20 protein-coding genes are annotated in these 21,818 nt (G+C 70.1%); 9 read left to right on the top strand and 11 right to left on the bottom strand.

From position 1 onward, the window contains the following. The first annotated feature begins 6 nt into the window (after positions 1-6). The 3 genes from hutI (at position 7) to AC16DP_RS02130 (ending at position 3,437) form a co-directional block, all read left to right on the top strand. Complete coding sequence (gene hutI / locus AC16DP_RS02140) at positions 7-1,272, top strand: imidazolonepropionase (RefSeq protein WP_329734497.1); 1,266 nt, start codon at positions 7-9, stop codon at positions 1,270-1,272. A gap of 70 nt (positions 1,273-1,342) precedes the next feature. Continuing rightward, the gene (locus AC16DP_RS02135; protein WP_329734496.1) at positions 1,343-2,182 is read left to right on the top strand and encodes a class II glutamine amidotransferase; all 840 of its coding nucleotides are present in this window, start codon (positions 1,343-1,345) and stop codon (positions 2,180-2,182) included. 82 nt (positions 2,183-2,264) lie between these two features. Further along, positions 2,265-3,437, top strand: a complete 1,173-nt coding sequence (locus AC16DP_RS02130) for a hypothetical protein (protein ID WP_329734495.1) — start codon at positions 2,265-2,267, stop codon at positions 3,435-3,437. A gap of 8 nt (positions 3,438-3,445) precedes the next feature. Here AC16DP_RS02130 and AC16DP_RS02125 read toward each other — a convergent pair whose 3' ends face one another. Continuing rightward, entirely contained in the window at positions 3,446-3,877 is a 432-nt protein-coding gene (locus tag AC16DP_RS02125; protein WP_329734494.1) for a hypothetical protein, read from the bottom strand. Positions 3,878-3,982: 105 nt separating this feature from the next. Here AC16DP_RS02125 and AC16DP_RS02120 point away from each other — a divergent pair, with 105 nt between their 5' ends. Next, positions 3,983-5,197, top strand: a complete 1,215-nt coding sequence (locus AC16DP_RS02120; protein ID WP_329734493.1) for a hypothetical protein — start codon at positions 3,983-3,985, stop codon at positions 5,195-5,197. A 17-nt stretch (positions 5,198-5,214) separates the two neighbouring features. Here the strand turns inward: AC16DP_RS02120 and tsaE are convergent, their stop codons facing one another. The 8 genes from tsaE to tilS all read right to left on the bottom strand — a co-directional run bounded on the left by tsaE (position 5,215) and on the right by tilS (position 14,815). Next, positions 5,215-5,700 (bottom strand): tRNA (adenosine(37)-N6)-threonylcarbamoyltransferase complex ATPase subunit type 1 TsaE, encoded by a 486-nt coding sequence (gene tsaE / locus AC16DP_RS02115; RefSeq protein WP_329734492.1) that lies wholly within the window; start codon positions 5,698-5,700, stop codon positions 5,215-5,217. Further along, positions 5,697-7,226: an NAD(P)H-hydrate dehydratase gene (locus tag AC16DP_RS02110; protein ID WP_329734491.1), complete on the bottom strand. Its 1,530-nt coding sequence runs from the start codon at positions 7,224-7,226 to the stop codon at positions 5,697-5,699. Before AC16DP_RS02110 ends, tsaE begins: the two co-directional genes overlap by 4 nt. Positions 7,227-7,229: 3 nt before the next feature. Beyond that, a complete protein-coding gene (gene acpS, locus AC16DP_RS02105) occupies positions 7,230-7,607 on the bottom strand; it encodes a holo-ACP synthase (RefSeq protein WP_329734490.1) in 378 nt (125 codons plus the stop codon). 6 nt (positions 7,608-7,613) lie between these two features. Next, positions 7,614-8,339 carry a pyridoxine 5'-phosphate synthase gene (locus tag AC16DP_RS02100; protein WP_329734489.1) on the bottom strand — a complete coding sequence of 242 codons (726 nt, stop codon included), beginning with the start codon at positions 8,337-8,339 and terminating at the stop codon, positions 7,614-7,616. A gap of 84 nt (positions 8,340-8,423) precedes the next feature. Continuing rightward, on the bottom strand, positions 8,424-9,818 hold the full coding sequence (gene glmM, locus AC16DP_RS02095) for a phosphoglucosamine mutase (RefSeq protein ID WP_329734488.1): 1,395 nt from the start codon (positions 9,816-9,818) through the stop codon (positions 8,424-8,426). Positions 9,819-10,010: 192 nt separating this feature from the next. Then, positions 10,011-11,261, bottom strand: coding sequence for a dihydropteroate synthase (gene folP / locus AC16DP_RS02090; protein ID WP_329734487.1), 1,251 nt, complete (start codon positions 11,259-11,261; stop codon positions 10,011-10,013). Positions 11,262-11,338: 77 nt separating this feature from the next. Continuing rightward, positions 11,339-13,258 (bottom strand): ATP-dependent zinc metalloprotease FtsH, encoded by a 1,920-nt coding sequence (ftsH, locus tag AC16DP_RS02085; RefSeq protein WP_329734486.1) that lies wholly within the window; start codon positions 13,256-13,258, stop codon positions 11,339-11,341. Between the two features lie 180 nt (positions 13,259-13,438). Continuing rightward, positions 13,439-14,815, bottom strand: coding sequence for a tRNA lysidine(34) synthetase TilS (tilS, locus tag AC16DP_RS02080; RefSeq protein ID WP_329734485.1), 1,377 nt, complete (start codon positions 14,813-14,815; stop codon positions 13,439-13,441). Positions 14,816-15,269: 454 nt separating this feature from the next. Here tilS and AC16DP_RS02075 point away from each other — a divergent pair, with 454 nt between their 5' ends. Both AC16DP_RS02075 and AC16DP_RS02070 read left to right on the top strand, forming a co-directional pair. Continuing rightward, complete coding sequence (locus AC16DP_RS02075) at positions 15,270-15,482, top strand: TIGR04563 family protein (RefSeq protein WP_002628981.1); 213 nt, start codon at positions 15,270-15,272, stop codon at positions 15,480-15,482. A 5-nt stretch (positions 15,483-15,487) separates the two neighbouring features. Continuing rightward, positions 15,488-15,706: a TIGR04563 family protein gene (locus AC16DP_RS02070; RefSeq protein ID WP_329734484.1), complete on the top strand. Its 219-nt coding sequence runs from the start codon at positions 15,488-15,490 to the stop codon at positions 15,704-15,706. A gap of 33 nt (positions 15,707-15,739) precedes the next feature. Here AC16DP_RS02070 and AC16DP_RS02065 read toward each other — a convergent pair whose 3' ends face one another. Next, positions 15,740-16,579 carry a 5'-nucleotidase gene (locus tag AC16DP_RS02065; protein WP_329734483.1) on the bottom strand — a complete coding sequence of 280 codons (840 nt, stop codon included), beginning with the start codon at positions 16,577-16,579 and terminating at the stop codon, positions 15,740-15,742. Further along, positions 16,579-19,419 (bottom strand): TonB-dependent receptor plug domain-containing protein, encoded by a 2,841-nt coding sequence (locus AC16DP_RS02060; RefSeq protein ID WP_329734482.1) that lies wholly within the window; start codon positions 19,417-19,419, stop codon positions 16,579-16,581. The genes AC16DP_RS02065 and AC16DP_RS02060 overlap by 1 nt, the downstream gene beginning before the upstream one ends. Before the next feature lie 105 nt (positions 19,420-19,524). On the opposite strand from AC16DP_RS02060, the gene AC16DP_RS02055 reads away from it, so the two are divergent. From AC16DP_RS02055 to AC16DP_RS02045, 3 genes are read left to right on the top strand one after another with little or no spacing between them, the layout of a single operon-like run. Beyond that, a complete protein-coding gene (locus tag AC16DP_RS02055) occupies positions 19,525-21,075 on the top strand; it encodes a ChaN family lipoprotein (RefSeq protein WP_329734481.1) in 1,551 nt (516 codons plus the stop codon). 12 nt (positions 21,076-21,087) lie between these two features. Continuing rightward, the gene (locus tag AC16DP_RS02050) at positions 21,088-21,303 is read left to right on the top strand and encodes a hypothetical protein (protein WP_329734480.1); all 216 of its coding nucleotides are present in this window, start codon (positions 21,088-21,090) and stop codon (positions 21,301-21,303) included. Continuing rightward, positions 21,300-21,812: a hypothetical protein gene (locus AC16DP_RS02045; RefSeq protein WP_329734479.1), complete on the top strand. Its 513-nt coding sequence runs from the start codon at positions 21,300-21,302 to the stop codon at positions 21,810-21,812. The genes AC16DP_RS02050 and AC16DP_RS02045 overlap by 4 nt, the downstream gene beginning before the upstream one ends. The last annotated feature ends 6 nt before the right edge of the window (positions 21,813-21,818 follow it).

Genomic DNA, 21,818 nt, shown 5'->3' with positions numbered 1-21,818 from the left:
TGACGCATGGAAACCCTGGAGCTGCTGATCCGCAACACCTCCGAGGTGCTCACCGTGGAGGGCTCCCCCCAGGAGCCCGCCGAGCGCGCCCTCACGCCCCAGCCCAACGCCTGTGTCGGCGTGCGCCGGGGCAAGGTCTGGTACGTGGGCCCCGAGGGCAGTCTGCCCAAGGGCGCCGTGGGCCCCTCCACCCGCGTGCTGGACGCCCACGGCCAGTTCGTGGGCCCCGGCTTCGTGGATCCCCACACCCACGCCGTCTTCGCCGGTGAGCGCGCCGCGGAGTTCGATCTGCGCTGCCAGGGCGCCACCTACCTGCAGATCGCCCAGGCCGGCGGCGGCATCGCCAACACCGTGCGCGCCACCCGCTTCGCCAGCGAGGAGGATCTCATCCGGCTCGCCCTGCCCCGCCTCCAGCTCATGCTGGAGTACGGCATCACCACCGCCGAGGTGAAGAGCGGCTACGGCCTGTCCCTCCAGGACGAGCTGAAGATGCTCAAGGCCGTGCAGCGGCTCTCCACCCTCCAGCCCCTGGAGCTGATCCCCACGCTCATGTGCGCCCACGCCATCCCCGAGGAGTACCGGGAGTGGCGCGAGGCCTACATGGATCTCTGCATCAAGGAGATCATCCCCGCCGTGGCCGAGCAGGGCCTGGCGCGCTTCTGCGACGTCTTCGTCGAGCAGGGCGCCTTCTCCCACGCGGAGGCGCGGCGGATCCTCGGGGCCGCCCAGAAGCTGGGGATGAAGCCCCGGCTGCACGTGGATCAGCTCACCTCGAGCGGAGGCGCCGAACTGGCGGCCGAGCTGGGTGCCGCCACCGCGGACCACCTGGAGAACGTGAGCGACGCGGGCATCCGCGCCCTCGCCCAGGCCGGTGTCACCGCCGTCCTCGTGCCCACCGCCACCCTCTTCCTGCGCGTGCGGCCCTACGCCCCCGGGCGCAAGCTGCGCGACGCCGGTGTCAACGTGGCGCTCGGCACCAACCTCAACCCTGGCTCCGCCATGAGCGAGAACCTCCCCCTCACCCTGGGGCTCGCCTGCCTGGAGAACGGGCTGACCGCCGCCGAGGCCTACTGGGCCGCCACCCGGGGCGCCGCCCTGGCACTTGGTTTGAACACATACGGCCGGATTACCGTGGGCGACCCGGCAAACCTTGTCGTTTTTTCGTGTTCAAACTATCGCCACCTGCCCTACCACCTGGGAATCAATCACGCGCGGATTGTGATTAAAGACGGCCATGTGGTGGTAGAGAGCGAGCGGGCCCTCTGTTCGTGACGTGAAGCGGACAGCAGTGGCAGGATGGGACTTCCCGTCCGGGCCGGCCGTTATCATCAGACAAGAAACCATGTGCCGTCTCTTTGGCTTTCGTTCCTCTGTCCCCGCGGCTGTCCATCCTTCCCTCGTGACGGAGAAGAACTCCCTCGTCCAGCAGTCGAGGGAGCACAAGGATGGCTGGGGGATCGCCTCCTACGAAGCAGGTGAGCAGCCACTCGTCGCGCACGGGCTGGGACCGGCGTACTGCGACCCGGACTTCGAGCGGGTGAGCAGCCGGGTGTCCTCCCGGACGGTCGTGGCCCACCTGCGCCTGGCCTCGGTGGGCAAGGTGGAGAAGCGCAACGCCCACCCCTTCCTCCATGGCCGCTGGTGCTTCGTGCACAACGGCACGCTGAGGAACTTCGCGCGGCACCAGGCGGAGGTGGAGTCGCTCATCCGCCCGGACCTGCTCACGCGCATCCAGGGCGCCACGGACTCGGAGCGCTGCTTCTATCTCTTCCTCACGCGGCTGGCGAAGCAGCAGTCGCTGGAGGGGCGCGCGTGCGTGGAGAAGGTGGCCTGCGCGCTGGCGGAGACGATGGGGTTGGTGTCGGCCATCACCGATGAGCCGGGAGAGCAGCGCTCGGCGATGAACTTCCTGGTGACGAACGGGGACGTGATGGTGGCCACGCGGCGCAACCGCACGCTCTTCCTGTCGGACACGGCACCCGAGACGGGCAAGCGTCCGCACCGCACCCACGCGGGTCCGCCCGCGCCGGGCACCCAGTTGGAGCAGTTCGTGCTCGCCAGCGAGCAGCTCTCCGGCGAGGACCACTGGCACGTCATCGACGAGGAGAACATCGTCGGCGTGGACAATGGCCTCGTGCTGCACCGCTGGAAGGTGCAGGACCTGTGCGCCAAGGCGCCCTGATTGTCCGGAGTTGAATGAATCGCGGGCTCGCCCGTCCTATGCTGGCTCCGGCATGACCCGGAGCACCCGGCAGGAGCGGCGCATGAGCACGAGACGTCCCCCGATTCCCGTCCACCTGCGGCTGCAGGCAGCCGTCACCCTCGTCGCGGTGCTGACGAGCGGATGCCTCGGCCACTACTACGAGGTGTCGCGGACGGAGCTGGAGCGGCTCGCGCGCGAACCTCCCGAGACGCGCGGCCAGAACGTGTATGCCGTGCAGCAGTTCACGACGGACGCGGAGCCGGAGCCGGCCGGGCCCTGGTATCCCCCCCAGGAGGGACCGCCACCATCGGGCTACTCCATGGGCCTGCACGGCTACTGGGTCCCCGACTTCTACATCGACTTCGGTGCGCCCTATTACGATCCGCCCGTCTACACGCGCAACTCCGTCCACGATGCGTCGCCCGTCTCTGGAGGCGTGTCCGGCGGCTCGGTCGGGAGCGGCTCGTCCGGGGGCGGCTCGTCCGGAGGTGGAGGCTCCGGAAACGTCGGCAATGTGGGCGAGGCCATCGTGGTGATCATCGCCGTGGGTGTCGTGGTCGGCGTCGCGCTCGCCGCCACCGAGGGCGCCCGCTACGAGGGCTCGGTCGCCGTGCATCCGCAGCACCCGGTGCACCTCTGGCACCGCTACGGAGGCCAGAGCACCGTCCGGCTCGACGAGCTCACCCCCGAGCAGTTGAGGGATGTCGAGCGGGCCACGCTGTCGGGCCGGGAGGGCGCGGGCATGTGGCTGCGCGGGGCCGCACCGCTCAATCGCGCGGGTTTCTCGTACCAGTTCGGCGCCGGCGAGGATCGGCTCACGCTGCCCGGCGGACAGGATCCGCGGAGCCTCGGGTTCCGCTTCGCGCTCGGCTACTACCCCGTGAAGCGTTTCGGCCTGCTCATCGACTCACGCTTGCAGACCGGAGACTTCAACGGCGGCGACTTCTACAACGTGCGCCTCGGCATGGAGGCCCAGTGGTTCCCGCTCACCTTGTGGCGCCTGCACCTGGGCCCCTTCCTCGGCGGCGGGCAGTCGTGGTCCGCCTCGGAGGGCGGGTTGCTGCCCACCACGAGTGGCACGCGGCCCTATGTCTCCGCCGGCGCGATCGCCGAGTTCGAGATCGCCACGCGCCTGGGGCTCACCGCCCGCTGGAACGTGGACTGGATGACCACCGCCCCCGCGGACACCCGCCGCTTCGTCAGCACCTGGTCGGTGGGGCTCTCCGTCTACTGAGCGGCGCTTCACCGAGGCCCCTGGCCGGGCTCGCCCCACCGCTCCACGGTGGCCGTCACCGTCATGTCCCCGTCCACCTGGAAGGAGTGGCGAGGCGCCGGTGAGCCCTCCGCGGTGAGCTCGGGACGCCACGCCTCGTCCACCCAGAGCTCGAACGAGACCTCCTCGCCCACGGGGAGGCGCACCGTGCCCATGTAGTGCGTCTCCTGGCGGCGCAGACGGAAGCCCGGCGCCGCACCGCCCCCGAGCGAGGGATCCGAGCCCACCACGGTGACAACCACGTTGTCCGGGGTGTCCGCGGGCACCGTCACGTCGAAGATGACGGTGGCGTGGGGATGGGACGGAGGCGGCGGCTCGATGGCGCCACACCCCGCCAGCAGCAGGCTCACCAGCGACACCCGCGGGAACCACTTCGCGCGAAGAGAGGGAGAGAGGTTCATGGAGCGAACGATAGACCCGGACCCCACCCCAACCCTCTCCCAGGGGGCGAGGGTGCTTTGCACTGTTCGCTCCCCATCAGCCACTGTGCAAGAGTGAACACCACCATGCGCTATCACCTCCTGCTCTCGTTCATCGCCATGCTGTTCGCATCGGGCTGCAGCCACGCCCCGGTGGTCTACCCCCCCGCCCCGCCCATCTATTACGCCGTGTCGTTCGAGCGGGTACGGACCACCGAGGGAGGCGCGCTGCCCCGGCAGTCCGATGTGCTGGCCCAGGACGCGGCCCAGCAACTGAGGCTCGGACAGAAGGTCGCCTTCCTGCCCCCGGACTCGTGCACCACCGAGTCGGTCTCCCCCAGTGGGGCCTCGCAGAACAACACCTCCATCCTGATGCGCTGTGGGGCCCTGCTGGCATCGCTGGAGGCCGAGGTGGCCAAGGCCGGCTACCCGGTGGTGTCGTGGCAGGCGCTGAAAGGCTCGGGCGCGGCCGGAAGCCAGGAGCGCGCCCGGGCGCTGGGCGTCAACATCCTCTTCGAGGTGAACCAGCTCTCGCAGGAGAGCCGCGATCCGGGTGCGAGGCAGATCTCGAACCTGCGCTTCAGCCGGGAAGAGGGACCGGGGCGCGCCCTGCCGGTACCGGTGATGCCGGAGGTCGCCGAGCGCTGCGCCCGGCAGCTCTCGAGCCTGCCTCGGAGCGGAGAGCGCGAGTACCTCTCCACCATCAACCTCAAGGCGGTCGAGGTGGCCACCGGCCGCGCCCTGTGGCTCTACCAGAACACCGTCGTCGAGCTGGTGGAGCGCAACGAGGAGGATCAGTCGAAGCTGTACTACCGCGCGGACGGTGTGCGCCCCCCTCCGCCCACGGCGGAGGAAGGCATGCTCGGAACCATCGGGAGGATCCTGGCGGCGGGAGGCGCCGTGGGCGTGGGGGTCGGAGCGCTCCTGGCGGTGATGGAGGAGGAGGAGGCAGTGGCGGAGCCCTCTTCAACCCCGGGAGATCTGATGCTCGCCGGCGGGGTGGGCCTGGGCGCGGGATTGTCACTGATGGGGCTCGACTACCTCATGAACACGCCGGACCGCACGGTGCCGGCCGCGGTGTACCCGGCCGAGCACCAGGTGCTCTGCGCCAGTGAGCCGCAATTCAATCCCTGGTCCACACCGGCGCCCTCCACGGCGCAGGCCCCGACCGCGCAGTACTCGTACACCTTCACCCAGACCGCCGCCGCGGACCGCGATCTGTCGCGCGAGCGCGCCGAGCGGCTGACCCGGAAGTCGACCGAGGATTTCGCGCGGGCGCTCCTCGCGGTGACGGGGCGCTGACGGAAGTCCACCCCGAATCAGCGCTCGGCCGGCAGCCAGGCCTTCAACAGCTCCGCGGGCCGGGATCCCCAGGACTCGGCCACCAGCTCGCGGGAGTCCTCGCCCGCGTCCCGGAGGGTGATGCGCAGGAACTCGCGGGGCGCGGCCTCGGGAATCCGGTCCAGCCATTCGACGAGCACCGCGCCGTCTCCACCCACCAGGTCCAGGAAGCCCGTGGCGTACAGCTCGTCGTAGTCGGCCAGCCGGTAGAGGTCCGCGTGGTACAGCGGCAGTCGGCCCCGGTACGGGTAGACGATGGCGAAGGTGGGGCTCGCCACCTCCGAGCGGGACACGCCCGCGCCCTCGGCCACGCCGCGCACCAGGTGTGTCTTGCCCGCGCCCAGGTCGCCCACCAGCCCCACGAAGTCCCCCGGCTGGAGCACCTGCCCGAGCCGCAAGCCCAGGCGGTGCGTCTCCTCGGGTGAATTCGACAGCAACGTGCGGCTCAGCGTGGGCGCGCTCATCGGTTCCACCTCGTCCACACGTTGCACATCCCCTTGGCCACATCCGTGGCAAGCAGCCCCATCCGCCCGCGCCGGGCCACCATCAGGTCCGCCGACAACCCGTGCGCGTACACGCCCGTCCAGGCGGCCTCGGGGAGCTTCAGGCCCTGCGCCAGCAGCGCGCCCAGCACACCGCTCAGCACGTCGCCCATGCCGCCGGTGGCCATGCCCGGGTTGCCCGTGGGGTTCACGTACACGGTGCCATCGTGGTGCGCGATGAGGGTCCGCGCGCCCTTGAGCACCAGCGTCACCTCGTGGGTGCGCGCGAAGTCCCGGGCCACCTCCACCCGGGCCTTCTGGAGGTCCTTCGTGGGCACGCCGGTGAGGCGCGACATCTCGCCCGGGTGCGGCGTGAGCACCAGCGGCCCCTTCGCCCGGCGGAGCACCTCCAGGTCCATGGCGACGGCATTGAGCGCGTCCGCGTCCAGCACGGCGGGCACATCCACGCGGGAGAGCAGCTCGCCCAGCAGCTTCACCGTCTCGTCGCCGCGGGGAATGCCCGGGCCGATGACGAGCACGTCCTTCTTCTCCGCCGCCTCCAGCAGGAGCTCCAGGTCCGCCATGCCGAGCGGCCCCCGGTTCTCCAGGGGCCAGCCCATCACCTCGGGCGCGTGGCCGAGCACCGGCTCCACCACCTCGGAGCGGGTGGCCACGGTGACGAGCCCCGCGCCGCCGCGCAGCGCACCCAGGGCGGACATGGCCGCCGCGCCGGACTTGCCGTGGCTGCCGGCCACCACCAGCACGTGCCCGTAACTGCCCTTGTGCGTGTCCGAGCGCCGGGGAGCGATGGCCCCTCGCGCGTCGGCCTCCTCGACGAGGAACAGCTCCCGGCCCTCCTGGGGGGTGGCGGCCTCGGGAGGAATGCCGATGTCCACGCACCGCAGGTCCCCGCACAGGGTGGCGCCGGGCTCCAGCACCTGGCCCTGCTTGTAGAAGCCGAAGGTGACGGTGACGTCCGCCTCCACGCAGGGGGTGAAGGGCTCGCCGGTGTCCGTGTGCAGCCCCGAGGGAATGTCCGCGGCCACCACCTTCGCCCCGGCCGCGCGCCAGCGGAGCATATGCTGGATGGCCTCGGCGAACTCCCCGGCCGGAGCCCGGGTGAGCCCCGTTCCGAAGAGCGCATCCACCACCACGTCCCCCGCCCTCGCCTCCACCGCGCCGAGCGGCTGGGGCTGGAGCTTGTACGGCTCCAGCGCGTGCAGGTTGCGCTGGGACTCGGGCGTCAGCTTCGCCCGGTCTCCCACCAGCACCAGCGTCACGCGCAGCCCGGAGATGTGGAGGAAGCGCGCCGCCACCAGCCCATCCCCGCCGTTGTTGCCGGGCCCGCACACCACCACGTACCGCGAGGCGGTGGTGCCCAGCTCGCGCGCCGCGTCCGCCAGCCACCGGCCGGCGTTCTCCATCAGCAGCGGCGAGGGCATGCCGAAACGGGCTTCGGCGGCCTGGTCTGCCGCGCGCATCCGGGCGGCGGTGAGGACACGGCGCATGGCTCAGCTCCTGTCTTGCAGAATCACCGTCGCGGCGGCGACTCCGGCGTCATGGGTGAGCGCGAGGAGGGCCTCCGCGCGCCGCTTCTCCATCTCCGCGAGCGCCACCCCCGACAGGCGGAACCGGGGCGGGCCGCCCTCGCGCACCACTTCCATGTCCTGCCAGGTGAGGCCCGGCGGGGCGCCCAGCGCCTTCACCAGGGCCTCCTTGGCGGCGAAACGGGCCGCGTAGGCACTCGCGGCATCCGCCCGCCCGCTGCACAGGGCCCGCTCGGCCTTCGTGTACACGCGCTCGAGGAAACGCTCGGCGCGCGGCCCCTCCAATATCCGCTGGATGCGCTCCACCGAGCAGATGTCCATCCCCAGGCCGAGGATTGCCATGGCGCCCTACCCCGGGTTGCGCATCAACTCGACCATCTCCCGCACCGCCCGCTCGAAGCCCACCAGCACCGCCCGGGCCACGAGGGAGTGCCCGATGTTCAGCTCGTCGATCTCCTCGATGCGAGCGATGGGCAACACGTTGTCGTAGTTGAGCCCGTGGCCCGCGGCCACGCTCATGCCCAGCCGCGCCGCCGCCTTCGCCGCGTCGACGATGCGGCTCAGCTCCCGCGCCCGCTCGCGCTCGTTGCGCGCCTCGCAGTAGCGCCCGGTGTGCAGCTCAATCCGGTCCGCGTTCACCTTGTGCGACGCGCGCACCTGGTCCAGGTCCGGATCGATGAACAGCGAGACGGTGATCTCCCCGTCCTTGAGGTTCTTGATGATCTTCGCGATGGGATCGCGCTGGCCGGCCACGTCGAGCCCGCCCTCGGTGGTGAGCTCCTCGCGCCGCTCGGGCACCAGGGTCACCACGTCCGGCTTGTGCTCGTAGGCGATCTTCACCATCTCCTGGGTGGCGGCCATCTCCAGGTTGAGCAGCGTCTGGACCGTCTCCCGGAGGATGCGCAGGTCGCGCTCCTGGATGTGGCGCCGGTCCTCGCGCAGGTGGATGGTGATCTGCCCGGCTCCGGCCAGCTCGGCCATGGCCGCGGCCGTCACCGGATCCGGATACGGGGTCCGCCGCGCCTGACGCAGCGTGGCCACGTGGTCCACATTCACACCCAATCGCTGTCCCATCTCGGCCGCTCCTCGCGCTTCAGGCCGGAACCTGGTCCGTTCCGGCCCGTGCGCGCCCTTCTATTGGCGGCCCGAGACCGGAAGTCAACCGTTCAGAGCCTTGGAGAGCGCCTCGGCGATCTCCCGGGCGTACTGCTCGTTGCGCGCGGCGTCGATGCCCTCGATGAGGACGCGGGCCTTGGGCTCGGTGCCGGAGAAGCGCACCAGCACCCGGCCGTCCTTGCCCAGCTTCTTCTCCACGTCCTGGATGGCCTTCATGACGGTGGGCAGCTCGCCCAGCTCGCGCTTCTGCTTGATCACCACGTTGACGAGCGTCTGCGGCACCGGCTGGAAGATGGAGGCCAGCTCGCTCACCGGCTTCTGCTGGCGGCACATGACGGCCAGGAGCTGGAGCGCGGCCAGGGTGCCATCACCCGTGGTGGTGTGGTCCGAGAAGATGAGGTGGCCGCTCTGCTCGCCACCGATGTTGTAGCCGTTCCTGCGCATCTCCTCGACGACGTAGCGGTCACCCACCTTGGTGCGGACCACCTTCACGCCCCAGCGCGCCACCGCCCGCTCCAGGCCGATGTTGCTCATCACCGTGGAGACGAGCGTCTTCTTCTTGAGCTCCTTGCGGGTGACGAGCTCGCCGGTGCAGATGGCCATGATGGCGTCGCCATCCACCACGTTGCCCTTCTCGTCCACGACGATGAGGCGGTCCGCGTCACCGTCCAGGGCGATGCCCAGGTGGGCCCCGTGCTTCACCACCGCGCGCGACAGGTTCTCCGGGTGGAGCGCGCCGCACTTGTGGTTGATGTTCTTGCCGTCCGGCTGCACGCCCAGGGCAATCACCTTGGCGCCCAGCTCCTCGAGCACCGCGGGCGCCGTCTTGTAGGCGGCGCCGTTGGCGCAGTCGACGACGATGGTCATCCCCTCCAGCGTCAGCTCGCGGGGGAAGCACGTCTTGAGGAAGACGATGTAGCGGCCGCGCGCGTCCTCCAGGCGGAAGGCCCGGCCGATCTTCGTCGCGGTGGGGCGGATGGAGTCGATGGTGCCGCTGGCCACCAGCTCTTCAATCTTGGCCTCCGTCTCGTCCGGCAGCTTGAAGCCGTCACGCCAGAAGAACTTGATGCCGTTGTCCTGGTACGGGTTGTGGGAGGCGGAGATGACGGCGCCCGCGTCCGCCCGCATGGAGGTGGTGAGGTTGGCGATGCCCGGGGTGGGCAGCGGACCCACCAGGTCCACATCCACGCCCATGGAGATGAGGCCGGCGGCGAGCGCCTGCTCCAGCATGTAACCAGAAAGGCGCGTGTCCTTGCCGATGATGACGCGGTGCCGGTGGGGCCCGTTGCGGATGAGATGCGCGAGCGCACGGCCCAGCTGCATCGCGACTTCCGCGGTCATCGGGTAGACGTTGGCGACGCCCCGGACACCGTCCGTGCCGAAAAGCCGCTGCGAGGCCCGCTCTTCCTTGGGGGGCATGTTCATCCTGTAGGCCATAGTGTGCCGCTCCACCTTTCCCTGTGCCGTCCATGAGGCCGGACCGCCGACGCCGAGGGCTTATACCCCGCCCTCCACAGCGCCCGAAGCTAGGGAGTAGAAGCCCCCTGGACAAGCTTGCGGCCAATCAGGCCGCCCCACCCCGTGGTGGGTCGGGCCGGTTCATACATCCTCCCTGAGGGAGAATCTCCCTCAACCGCCCACCTTTCCCGGCTGGTAGAGGGCACCACCGTCGAGGGCCGTACGCAGGGCGTCGGCGACCGCGAGGGCGTCCTTCACCTCGGCCACGTCGTGCACGCGCACGAAGTCCGCGTTCCCCACCGCCGCCATGGCCGCCACCGAGCCGAGCGTCGCGGCCAGGCGCTCGTCCGCCGGCTTGCCCCCGGCGAGCTTCCCGAGGAAGGACTTGCGGCTGGTGCCCACCAGCAGCGGCAGCCCCAGCACGCGCAGCTCGTCCAGCCGCCGCAGCAGGAAGAGGTTGTGCCCGAGTGTCTTGCCGAAGCCGATGCCCGGGTCCACCAGCACACGTTCGCGCGGCACACCGGCCGCCACGGCCCGCGCCACGCCCTCCTCCAGGAAGGCCAGCACCTCGTCCACCACGTCCTCGTAGTGCGGGTCCTTCTGCATCGTCTGGGGCGTGCCCTGGATGTGCATCAGGCAACAGGCCGCGCCCGCCTCGGCCGTCACGCGGGACAGCTCGGGATCGAAATGGAAGCCGCTGATGTCGTTGACGAGCACCGCGCCGGCCTTCAGCGCCGCGCGGGCCACGGCCGCCTTGGTGGTGTCCACGGACAGGGGCACGTCCGTGCGGGCCCGCAGCCCCTCGAGCACGGGGACGATGCGGGCCACCTCCTCCTCGGCCGACACGGGCGGCGAGCCGGGCCGGGTGGACTCCCCGCCCACGTCCAGCACATCCGCCCCCGCCTCGGCGAGCCGCAGCCCGTGGGCCACGGCGGCCTCGGTGCCGAAGTAGCGCCCGCCGTCCGAGAAGCTGTCCGGCGTCACGTTCACCACGCCCATGACGTAGGTGCGCGCCCCGAAGGTGAAGGTCCGCGAGCCCAGCACCAGCGGGGCCGGTGGCACCGAGGACTCCAGCACACGCGTCAGCTCCTCGGCCAGTCCGGCCAGCTCCGGCCGCTCCTTCGCCGCGGCCACCACGCGCTCGAACTGCTCCTTGCGTCCGGAGAGCAGCCCCGTGCCGGGCCGCACGCGCAGATCTCCCGCCACCCAGGAGGGGTACTCCTCGCGCCCGGGAGCCTCGGAGGCGGAGAAGAGCCCGGCGAGGAAACGGCCCTGCTCGCGCTCCAGGCCGGTGAGCAACACGTGCAGCGCGGGCAGCTTCTCCAGCAGGTACTCGCGGGCGGGCGTGGGCAGCCCCATGCGCAGGAAGGCGGGCTCGAGGTCGGCGGGGCGATCGACGCGGACGGGGCGGGCACGAATCATGGCGGGCTCGGAATGTAGAAGGGCCCTCCCCACGTGAGTGGAGAGGGCCCGGGTTCTACACGGAAGCGGAGCTCAGGCTACGCCTTGTTCGGCTCCATGTTGGGGAGCCCCTCGAGCGCGTCGAGGATCTTCCGCTTGTCCTTCTTCTCGGTGGACTTCGTGGGCGGCGCCACGACGCGAGGAGGCGGACGCTCGCGGGTCAGCTGCCCGCCCTGGAGGAGGATGTTCACATCCTCGGCATCCAGCGTCTCGTACTCCACCAGCGCATCGGCCACGCGCTTGAGGCCCTCGAGGTGCTCGGTCAGCAGCCGCTTGCCGGTCTCGTAGCAGCCGATGACGATGCTGCGCACCTCGGCGTCGATCTGCCGCGCCGTGTCCTCGGAGTAGTCCTTGGCCGAGTTGAAGTCACGGCCCAGGAACACCTCACCGTCGCTCTTGCCGAAGGACAGCGGGCCCATCTTCTCGCTCATGCCCCAGCGGCACACCATGGCGCGCGCCGTCTCGGTCGCCCGCTCGATGTCGTTGGAGGCACCGGAGCTCATCTCGTTGAAGATCAGCTCCTCGGCGATGCGGCCACCCATGGCCATGGTGATCTGATCGAGGATCTGCTTCTTGTACCCGTTGACCTTGTCCTCGAGGGGCAGGCTCCAGGTGAGACCCAGGGCCTGGCCGCGCGGGATGATGGTGACCTTGTGGAGGGGATCGCAGCCGGGCAGCAGCTTGGCGATCAGCGCGTGGCCCGCCTCGTGGACGGCCGTGTTGCGCTTCTCCTTCTCGGTCATGATCATGGACTTGCGCTCGGGGCCCATGAAGACCTTGTCCTTGGCCTGCTCGAAGTCGCTGAGGTCCACGCGCTCCTTGTTCTGGCGGGCGGCCATCAGGGCGGACTCGTTGACCAGGTTCTCCAGGTCCGCGCCCGTCATGCCCGGCGTACCGCGGGCGATGACCTCGAGCTCCACCTCGGGAGCCAGCGGCACGCGGCGGGTGTGCACCTTCAGCACGCCCAGGCGGCCCTTCAGGTCGGGACGCGGCACCACGATCCGCCGGTCGAAGCGGCCCGGGCGCTGGAGCGCGGGATCCAACACGTCCGGACGGTTGGTGGCGGCGATGAGGATGACGCCCTCGTTGGACTCGAAGCCGTCCATCTCCACCAGGAGCTGGTTGAGCGTCTGCTCGCGCTCGTCGTGACCACCGCCGAGGCCCGCGCCACGGTGACGGCCCACGGCGTCGATCTCGTCGATGAAGATGATGCAGGGGGCGTTCTTCTTGCCCTGCTCGAAGAGGTCGCGCACGCGGCTGGCGCCCACGCCCACGAACATCTCCACGAAGTCCGAGCCGGAGATGGAGAAGAACGGAACACCGGCCTCACCGGCCACCGCGCGGGCCAGCAGCGTCTTGCCCGTACCCGGAGGGCCCATCATCAGCACGCCCTTGGGGATGCGGCCGCCGAGCTTGGTGAACTTCTTGGGATCCTTGAGGAACGCGACGATCTCCTCCAGCTCCTCCTTGCACTCGTCGGCGCCGGCCACGTCCGCGAACGTGATCTTGTTGTGGCTCTCGTTGAGGAGCCGCGCCTTGGACTTGCCGAAGGTCATCGCCTTGCCGCTGCCACCCTGCAGCTGGCGCATGAAGAAGATGAAGAAGAGGAACAGGAAGACGACGGGCATCCACTGGCCCAGAATCGTGAGCCAGAGGCTGTTCTGCTCCTCCCGCTCGTACTTCACGTCCACGCCGTTCTTGCGCAGCTGCTCGAGCACGGCGGCATCCGGCGCGGGGCCGGTGGTGCGGAACTTCTCATCCGTTCCGGCGTACACACCCTGGTAGGTGTTCCCCTTCACCGAGACGGCGCGAACCTTGTTGGCCTCCACGTGGGCCAGGAACTGGGTGAAGGTCGGTTCCTGTACCTGGTCGCCGCCCGTGGAGAAGAAGTTGTAGAAGGCGACGAAGAGGACGATCAGGATGACCCAAAGGCCGATGGTCTTGTAAGTCGAACGCACGTGTCAGCTGCCCTTTCGGAGCTCGGCGGTATGAGGGCACGGCCGAAAAATGCCCAGCAGTTTCGACCGTTTGTCACGACACCGGGCGTGTTGCCCGTTTATCTGACGGTATCAGCAACAGCAAAAACGCCTCAACTATTTTGGGGGTTCCATCCCCCACCTCCCCCGCAGTGGTCCACTCTATAACGGAGGGAGACCGGGCACGCTCGTGACCGGTGCTGAGGCCCACAGAAAGAGGCGTACAGCCGCCTCGGACGTGGAATTCCAGACGCTCGGCACCCAGAGCACCGTCTGCTCGGCGTCCGTCACCACCGGGAGCAGGTCGCGGCGCTCGGCGGGAACGCGCCGGTCCACCAGCACGTCCTGCAGCTTGCGCGAGCCCGCGGGCCCCCTCACCCGGTCTCCCGGCCTGCGCGTGCGCACCGTGAGGGGCCACCGGAGTCCCTCGGGAAGGGGCAGGCCGAGCGTGCCCGGAGGAGGCGGCACCGTCGCCACGGAGAAGGTCCACCCCGTGCCCGGCTGCACTCCAGAGGCCCCCTCCCCCGCCAGCACCAGGACCGGGGGCGGCTCGGAGGGGCCAGGAGCCTCGCGGCGCACGCAGCGCACGCGCCCGCCCGCAGTCCTCAACTGGAGGCCCCCGCGAGCCTGTCCACCCCCGAGCGTCACGGCCCGGCCCGTCTCCACGGCCCTCAGCACCCGCGCCAGCGAGGCCTCATCCACCTCCGCGCCGGCCTCGGCCAGCAGGCGTGCGAGCACCCGTCGGCGCAGGGGCGGCTCCAGGGCGCGCACCCCCACCGCGTCCAGGCTCCCGTCCGGGAGCGAGAGCCGGCCCCAGGCCCCGTCCGCCAGCCCGCTCAGCAGGGCCTCGTCCTCGGCGGCCAGCCGGGCGAAGGCCGCCAGCCGGGGCGCCACCGGGAAGCCCGCGGCGCGAGCGAGCACCGGCAGCACCTCGTGCCGGATGCGGGTCCGGAAGAAGGCCGGGTCCTTGTTCATCGGGTCCGTCACGAAGGAGACCCCCTCCCTGGCCAGGAAGGCCTCCACCTCCTCGCGCGTGCGCTCGAGGAGCGGCCGGACGAGGAAGCGCCGCGCCCGATGGATGCCCGCCGCCCCCCTCAGCGCGGTGCCCCGGACGAGCCGCATGAGGAGCGTCTCCGCCTGGTCCGAGGCCGTGTGCGCCGTGGCCACCACCTGGAGGCCCCGCTCGCGCCGCAGCGTCTCGAGGGCCGCGTACCGCGCCTCGCGGGCCCGCGCCTCCACGCCGGAACCCGGAGACACCTGCAACGGGATGACATGACAGGGCATCTCCCATCGGGCGGCCAGCCCGGCGACCGCCCGCACCTCCGCCTGGGCCTCCGGTCTCAGTCCATGGTCGAGCGTGGCCACTTCCACCCGAAGTGCGAGCGACTCACGCACCCGGGCCGTGCCCACGAGGAGCGCCGTGGAGTCCGCCCCTCCGGACACGGCCAGCAGCACGGAGCCGCCCTCCAGCCCGAGCTGCCGGTAGGACTCCCGTAGGGCCGTCGAAAACAGGACGCTGGCGTCGGCAGTGGAGGGCATTGAACAGGGGAAGGAATCAGAATCGAGCGAGTCCGGTTACACCGGATGCAGCCGGTTGAAGGGGCTGAAGACGATTCTTATGATCGTCACGAAGGTCGCGAGGGACGGGCGGGTCGGGGAAAAGAGGGAGAGGGGAATGGTTCGCGCGACGCAAGATGTTTTGAACGTGAATTTTCGACGGAGTTGGGCCTAGGGGTCCCCCCCCTCCCCCTCTGGGCCCACGGGGCCGCCGGGATCAGTCCTGGCGGTCCTTCTTTCCGGAGCGCCCCGGGTTCTTCCATCACTGGAAGGATCCGGGGCGTTCCCTTTTGCGGGTATTTTTCCCCTGACGGATGCCTGTACGACTGCATACGGTACGGGAGCACTCCGAAACCGTTGACCCGTCAGGGCGTCTGTCGGATAACGGCTCCGGTGTGTTCAGGTCGTCACCTCGTATCCGTTGCGGAGAGCCAGGATGGCAGGCACCGACAAGCGTAAGCAGTCCCTCTACTTCCCCGAGGAGATGCTCAAGGAGATCCAGGAGGAAGCCAATCGCCAGGATCGCTCGCTCTCGTGGGTGGTGCAGCAGGCCTGGAAGATCGCTCGAGACCGTATCAAGTCGTTCCCGGCGGTGAACGACGTGACGGGTGACGAGCGTCAGGACCCTCGTGAAGAAGGGAGGTCCTGAGCTTCATGGCAGCCACCGATCATCGTAAACAGAGTCTCTACTTCCCCGAGGACATGCTGGACGAAATCCAGCGTGAGGCGACGCGGCAGGATCGCTCGCTCTCGTGGATCGTCCAGCAGGCGTGGAAGGTGGCCCGCGCCGAGCTGCGCAAGATGCCGTCGCCCAACGACGTCTTCGGCCCCACGCCGAACCCGCCGAACGGTCCGGAGACCCCGGAGTCCTGAAGTCTGAAGTGAAGTCGCCCCGAGCCCCCGGCCCTACCGCACCCCGGGCCTGGCGGGCCGGGCACAGTTCTCGAAGAGGATGCGGCCAGCCTCCCGAAGCGCCCGGTTCTCGGTCGAATGATTCGACCGCATGTGGGCCTCGGTGAGGTTGGCATCCGTGGCCTTCCCCTCCGCCGTGCTCGCCGTGACGGGATTGCGCGACAGGTCCGTGGCCGCGTCCTTGAAGATGGTGCCGTAGCCGTCCCCGCCCCCGAGCAGGAAGTCGGGCATGGCCACCCGGTAGACGATGGATGGATCCGCGCGGGCCGGCAGCGGCACCGTGCGCGCGTTCACCTGCAGCCCCACCACGCGCGAGCCCACCGGGCGCGAGCAGTCCAGGCGCACCGTGGTGCCCTCGGACACATGCAGGAAGGCACCCGAGGGAAAGAGGATGGGCTGGCCCTCCAGGTACAGCCCCGCCGCCGCGTGCTCGAACATGTCCACCAGCTGCTGCTCGGTGAGGTTCACCGTCACCACGGCGTTCTCGAAGAGGAGCACCTCGTGCAGCAGGCCATTCTTGAGCGGGCCCTTGGGGATGACGGTGCGGGTGACGCACAGGCCCTCGGCGCGCAGCGAGCCCCCGTTGATGATGCCCAGCTCCGCGGGCGCCTTGGAGCCGTCCTCGGCATGCCGGAAGGCATCCGCGGCCAGCTGCCCGAGCGCGTTGTTGTCGTGGCGGGCATAGGGCCTGTCGAGGAACACGTCCTCGGCGAGGTAGCCGACGGTGGACTCGGGATCGGCCACCAGCGGCTGGCACTGATCGTTGTACTGCAGGCAGCCGGGCCCCGGAGCGAGGGCCACGGCCAGCAGGACGGCGGTGAGCGAGCGGGACATCAGTTGCGGGCCCTCAGGGTGAGGAAGGCGGAGACGCCCTCGCGCGGAATCAGGCCGGGCATGCGGTCCGGCCGGGGGACGTCGTCGCGCAGGTCCGAGTCGAAGACGTTCTGCACCACCACGGCCAGCTCGAAGTGGTCGCCGATGGGCTCGGTGCGCACCTGCGCGGTGATGAGGCCGTAGGCGGGAATCTTGTAGCGGCGGATGAGCTCCAGCACGGAGCGCGTGTTGTTGCGCCGCTCGGCGCCCGCACGCACCACCACGTCGAAGTTGATGAAGTCGCCAATGGGCATGGACACGCCCGCGTTGAAGCGCGCCTGGGGCGTGTCGGTGAGGAAGCGGTGGTTGGCGGGCAGCCCCTGGTCCTCGGCGCGGAAGAGGCTCGCGTTGATCCACGTGGTGGCGCGCTTGGAGGCCTCCAGCCGGGCCTCGCCCTCCACACCGTAGACGAGCACGCCCAGCTCGCGGTTGCGCACCGGGACGATGTTGCCCGAGGTGTCCACCGCCGCGATGGGGTTGGAGAAGCTCTCCAGGAAGGCGTTGGCGCGGATGCGCACGCGCGACTCGCCGGACACCTGGATGAGGTCCGCGCCCGCCTCCAGCGTGTTCACCACCGCGGGCAGCAGGGCCGGGTTCCCCTCGAAGCGGCCCTGGTTGTAGTAGGTGTTGGGGATCGTCTCCAGCAGCTCCTGGAGCGTGGGCGGACGGAAGGCGCGGCCGTAGAGCAGCTTGAGGACGAGCGAGTCCGTGGGCGAGAAGACGAGCCCCACGCGCGGGTTGACGCTCGGCACCAGCTGCGTCCCGGTGATGGCGTTGGCGTTGTCCACCGAGGGCAGCTGGGTGACGTCCGCGCGCACCCCGAAGGTGAGCGTGAGCGGCTCCACCACCGTCCACTGGTCCTGCGCGAAGGCGCTGAAGGTCAGGCGCCTCGACGCCGCGCCATCCGCCAGCGTCAGCATGTCCACCACCCCCTCGGGCGTGGTCAGCGCGGGCCGGCGCCGGCTGTCGAGCGTGTAGTTGGTCTCGTAGCCGTAGGCGCCCAGCATCTGCAGCTCGGCCCCGGCGCCCAGCGACAGGCGGTTGCCCTCGAAGAGCGACACGTCCGAGTCCACGCTGGTGCCCAGCGAGCGCACGGTGACGCGCGTCTGCTCCAACATGCCGTCGGGGAAGAGCTGGTTGTCATCCGGGCCGGTGCGGAAGCCGTCCGGGCCGATCTGGAAGAGCCGATCCGTGCTCTGCTGGTCGCCGTAGAGGCGCGCGCGCAGGCGCACCCGGTCGTTCAGCTCGTGCTCGTAGGTGATGTCCCCGAGGAACACCTGCCACCCCAGGCGCGAGCCCGGCCCCACCGTGTCGAAGAGGCCCACCAGGGCGGAGCGCTCCTCGGAGAGCAGCCGCGCGGACACCTGGAGGTGGCTCTCGGACGACAGCTCGTAGCCGAACCCCAGCCCCAGGTTGAGCAGGAAGCGGTCGTCCTGGGTGGTGCCGGAAGGCTCCAACGGCTCGCGCAGCTTCTGGGCGAGCGTGTCCGCGCTCAGCGCGTCCGTCTCGATGGGCGCCGAGTCCCCCACCTGGTGCCAGACGTCCGCGTCGCCGAAGAGCTTGAGGCGGCCAAAGGAATGGGCCCCGGAGAGGTGGCCATCGAAGGTGGTGGCGAGCCGGTCGTCGAGCTTGGGAAAGCCACCGCCGGACACGGCCGCGAGCAGGCCCTCGGAGCGCTGGGTGACGATGTTCACCACGCCCAGGAAGGCGCCCGCACCGTAGAGCGCCGAGCCGGGGCCACGGATGACCTCGATGCGCTCCAGGTTCTCCACCGGCAGGTTCATCAGGGCCTTGCCGTCGAAGAAGTTGTTGAGGCGCTGGCCATTGAGGAGGAAGAGCACCTCGGCGTCGTTGCGCAGGCCACGGATGGCGACGCGGTGGAAGCCCTGCACGTCCCGGCTGAGGGTGAGGCCGGGCATCACGTCCAGCACGTCCGCCACCGTGCGCGCCCCCAGCGCGCGGATCTGCTCGCGCCCGAAGGAGGCGGCGATTGCGGGCACCTTCTTCACCTTCTCCTCGTGCCGGGTGGCCAGCGCCAGCGTGTCCTCGGCGGTGTAGAGCGCGAGGTCCTCCTCCAGCTCCGAGCGCTCCGGCTCGGGCTGCTCGGACTCGGTGGAGCGCGCGGGCCGCACGGCGGACGGGCGGGACGCGGTGCTGCCCGGGTCCGGAGGCAGCTCGGCCGTCAGGGCCTCCATGGCGTCATCGGAGCCGGATGCCTTCCGGACGGGCTCGGGCTTGCGCTCGGCCTTCGGGGTGGGCTCCGCCTTGGGGGCGGGTTCCGCCTTCACGGTGGGCTCGCTCCTGCGGCCCGTGCGCTCGTTCCGGGAGGGCGGCTCTGCCCTGGGGGCGGGCTCGGGCTCGACGGTGCGGGGCTCGGCGGTGCGGCTGGAGATCGGCGTGCGCGTGGAGGTCACCTGGCCCACGACGACGACACGGGCCGGGCGCGTGGCGCTCTTGAAGAGGGGCACCCGCTCCCCACTGGGAGTGAATCCCTCCACGTAGTACTCGACGCCGGGCGGGGTCAGGCTCGAGGCCGGGATGATGCCCCGGTAGAGGTCGCCGTACTGCAACTCCAGGGGCGTCTCGGAGTAGGGCTCGCCGGGGCCGCGGTAGCGGATGACCATGCGCATGATGCGCTGCGTCCCGGTGAGCACGCCGTCGACCACGAGCGCCACGCCGGGCGCGGCCTGCTCGGGCGCGTTGTGCAACAGCGTCGCCTGCTCCTGGGCGAGCACGGGCAACGCCGTGAGGAACACGAGCGCGAGGAGGAAGGGGCGTGATCTCGTAAGTACGGACTTCACGGTCAACCCGGATCGTCTCCCGAGGGGTTCTGCCCGTCAAGGAAGGGGGATCGGGGGGGCTGAATTTTTGCCGGGCTGGCACTCGCGTGCGAGTTGTGATCGTCCATGCGCGCGTCGCTCGCCCTCCACTTCGCCTTGTTCCGCCGCCAGAAGGCCCAGATCGCCCGGGCCATCGAGGGGCAGTCCGCGACCTTCCGGGCCTATGAGGCCCGTTACCGTCGGCGCACGTCCGAGTACCGGCGGGTGCTGACGGCCTCGGCCGTGTCCCAGCGGGTGCAGGCGGCGGACGTGGTGTACGTGGGCGACTACCACACCCTGCCCCTGGCCCAGGAGACGTACCTGGAGCTGGTCGAGGGCGTGCGGGAGGCGGGCCGCCGCGTCGTGCTGGCGCTCGAGTGCGTCGAGGGCCGGCACCAGGCGGCGGTGGAGGCCTACCTCGCGGGCCGGCTGGCGGAGCGGGCCCTGCTCGCCCGGCTGGGCCAGGGCTCGAATCAGGGCTCGTGGTCGGGCCTGCGCTCGCTGCTGGTCTACGCGAAGCGTCATCGGCTGGAGGTGGTGGGCATCGATCGGCGCGCACAGGGCGAGCGCTCCCTGGAGCTGCGGGACGCGTACGCGGCGGAGCGGATCGCCCGGGCGGTGCGCGCGGAGGGCAAGCCGCGGGTGATGGTGCTGGTGGGTCAGTACCACGTGGCGCCCTGTCACCTGCCGGCGCAGGTGGAGCGGGCCCTGGGCGAGGCGCACGCGGCGCGCGGGCTGGTGGTGTACCAGAACGCCGAGGGCGTCTACTGGCGGCTGGCGCGCGAGGGCAAGGTGGGCATGTCGCCCGCGGTGGAGCTGCCGGACGGCGCGCTGTGCCTGCTGAATGCCTCGCCGGTGGTGTGCCAGCAGAGCTTCCTGGACTACCTGGAGGCGGAGTCGGGGGACTCGCCGCTGAGGGACCGGAGCGCGGCGGAGCGCTTCCGGGAGATGGCGAGCCTCATCGGCCGGCTGGCGGGAGTGCCGGTGGGCCGGTGGCTGGACGAGGTGGAGGTGGTGACGGCGGCGGACGAGGACGCGATGGGGCGCATCCAGCAGCGGGGCCGCTTCACACAGGGAGAGCTGCTGCAACTGCGGCGGCACATCCTGTCGCGGGAGAGCTGCTACATCCCCCGGGCGCGGACGGCGTACCTGGCGTCGTTGTCGCTGAACCACGCGGCCGAGGAGGCAGCGCACTTCGTGCGGCACTGCGCGGTGGGAGACGCGATGGAGGCGCCCCGGAGGGCGTCGGATGCCTTCTACGCACGGTGCCTGGAGGAGGCGCTGGGCTTCTTCGGCTCGAAGCTGGTGAATCCGCGGCGCACCTGCCTGGGGACGGGCGAGTGGGCGCTGCGCTTCGCCGGAGCACGAGGCGTGGAGCGGCAGATCGCCGCGTTCGTGCTGGCGCACAAGGCGGCGGAGGTGGAGGTGCCGGACGAGGCGGTGAAGCTGCTGCCCCTGCGCAAGGACCGGCTCTTCCACGGTGTCAGCCACGCGCTCGGCTACCTGCTGGGAGACGCGCTCTACCGCGACTTCGATGGCGGCCAGGTGGACCGGGCGGAGCTCCGGACGCTGTTCCGCGATCCCCTCGAGGACCCGAGAGCCACGTACTTCGACTGGGTCCGCCGCCTGTCCCGTTAAGGGACTACGACGATGACCAACACCACCGCCAAGGCCATCTCGGACCTGATGGTGTCAGTAGGTGCGCAGCTGAATGAGTCCATCCGCCTCGTGCAATCCACCGAGGACGATGTCGAGTTCAAGCGATACCGAGATTCGGTTTCCAAGATCATGACCACCATGCTCCTGGAAATCATGAACCCGCTCTACACAGAGCATCCCGAGCTGAAGCCGCCTGAACTCCGATGAAAGCCTGGCAACATCTCGACTTCGATGACCCGACGATCACCCCGTCCCTGGCGGTGCTCGAGACCCTGCAGCAGGAGGACCGCGAGCTGGTGCGCTACCGCATCCCCGAGGGCTTCTCTCCCTACGACGAGGCGGTGGCGGACGAGATCATCGAGCTGCAGCAGCGGGTGCTCGAGGCGCTCCGCAAGCTCGTTCCTCCGGAAGGGCGTCTCGCCGTCGTGGACCCCGAGGATCATCACCCTCCCCTGCTGTTCCACCCCCACGTGCGCTTCGAGGACGTGAGCCGTGAGCGGCTCTGGGGCTACAAGCACTACGTGATGCCCGCGTGGCGCGTGGGTCTGCTGCCCGATGGGGACAGCTGGTGCTTCGTCGGCTCCGACTTCGCCTGGGAGGCGCTCTACCTCGTCACGGGCCCCTCCGAACTCGTCATCCGGGGCTCCCGCCTGCTCTCCACGCTCGACCTGTCCTCGCTCCGGCTCCTCAGGCGCTTCGAGCGCCTCGAGCCCTGACGAAAG

Source organism: Archangium sp., assembly GCF_057119385.1.
The sequence above is the reverse complement of the archived record's forward strand: the minus strand, read 5'-3'. Positions and strand labels throughout refer to the sequence as shown.

Excerpts from the sequence above, each read along its gene's own strand:
- AC16DP_RS02065 (WP_329734483.1), bottom strand. The coding sequence starts at position 16,579 with ATGTCCCGCTCGCTCACCGCCGTCCTGCTGGCCGTGGCCCTCGCTCCG.
- tsaE (WP_329734492.1), bottom strand. The coding sequence starts at position 5,700 with ATGAGCGCGCCCACGCTGAGCCGCACGTTGCTGTCGAATTCACCCGAG.
- glmM (WP_329734488.1), bottom strand. The coding sequence starts at position 9,818 with ATGGCCTACAGGATGAACATGCCCCCCAAGGAAGAGCGGGCCTCGCAG.
- AC16DP_RS02135 (WP_329734496.1), top strand. The coding sequence starts at position 1,343 with ATGTGCCGTCTCTTTGGCTTTCGTTCCTCTGTCCCCGCGGCTGTCCAT.
- AC16DP_RS02120 (WP_329734493.1), top strand. The coding sequence starts at position 3,983 with ATGCGCTATCACCTCCTGCTCTCGTTCATCGCCATGCTGTTCGCATCG.
- AC16DP_RS02075 (WP_002628981.1), top strand. The coding sequence starts at position 15,270 with ATGGCAGGCACCGACAAGCGTAAGCAGTCCCTCTACTTCCCCGAGGAG.
- AC16DP_RS02045 (WP_329734479.1), top strand. The coding sequence starts at position 21,300 with ATGAAAGCCTGGCAACATCTCGACTTCGATGACCCGACGATCACCCCG.
- folP (WP_329734487.1), bottom strand. The coding sequence starts at position 11,261 with ATGATTCGTGCCCGCCCCGTCCGCGTCGATCGCCCCGCCGACCTCGAG.
- acpS (WP_329734490.1), bottom strand. The coding sequence starts at position 7,607 with ATGGCAATCCTCGGCCTGGGGATGGACATCTGCTCGGTGGAGCGCATC.
- tilS (WP_329734485.1), bottom strand. The coding sequence starts at position 14,815 with ATGCCCTCCACTGCCGACGCCAGCGTCCTGTTTTCGACGGCCCTACGG.
- AC16DP_RS02130 (WP_329734495.1), top strand. The coding sequence starts at position 2,265 with ATGAGCACGAGACGTCCCCCGATTCCCGTCCACCTGCGGCTGCAGGCA.
- AC16DP_RS02070 (WP_329734484.1), top strand. The coding sequence starts at position 15,488 with ATGGCAGCCACCGATCATCGTAAACAGAGTCTCTACTTCCCCGAGGAC.
- AC16DP_RS02125 (WP_329734494.1), bottom strand. The coding sequence starts at position 3,877 with ATGAACCTCTCTCCCTCTCTTCGCGCGAAGTGGTTCCCGCGGGTGTCG.
- AC16DP_RS02050 (WP_329734480.1), top strand. The coding sequence starts at position 21,088 with ATGACCAACACCACCGCCAAGGCCATCTCGGACCTGATGGTGTCAGTA.
- AC16DP_RS02100 (WP_329734489.1), bottom strand. The coding sequence starts at position 8,339 with ATGGGACAGCGATTGGGTGTGAATGTGGACCACGTGGCCACGCTGCGT.
- AC16DP_RS02110 (WP_329734491.1), bottom strand. The coding sequence starts at position 7,226 with ATGCGCCGTGTCCTCACCGCCGCCCGGATGCGCGCGGCAGACCAGGCC.
- AC16DP_RS02055 (WP_329734481.1), top strand. The coding sequence starts at position 19,525 with ATGCGCGCGTCGCTCGCCCTCCACTTCGCCTTGTTCCGCCGCCAGAAG.
- hutI (WP_329734497.1), top strand. The coding sequence starts at position 7 with ATGGAAACCCTGGAGCTGCTGATCCGCAACACCTCCGAGGTGCTCACC.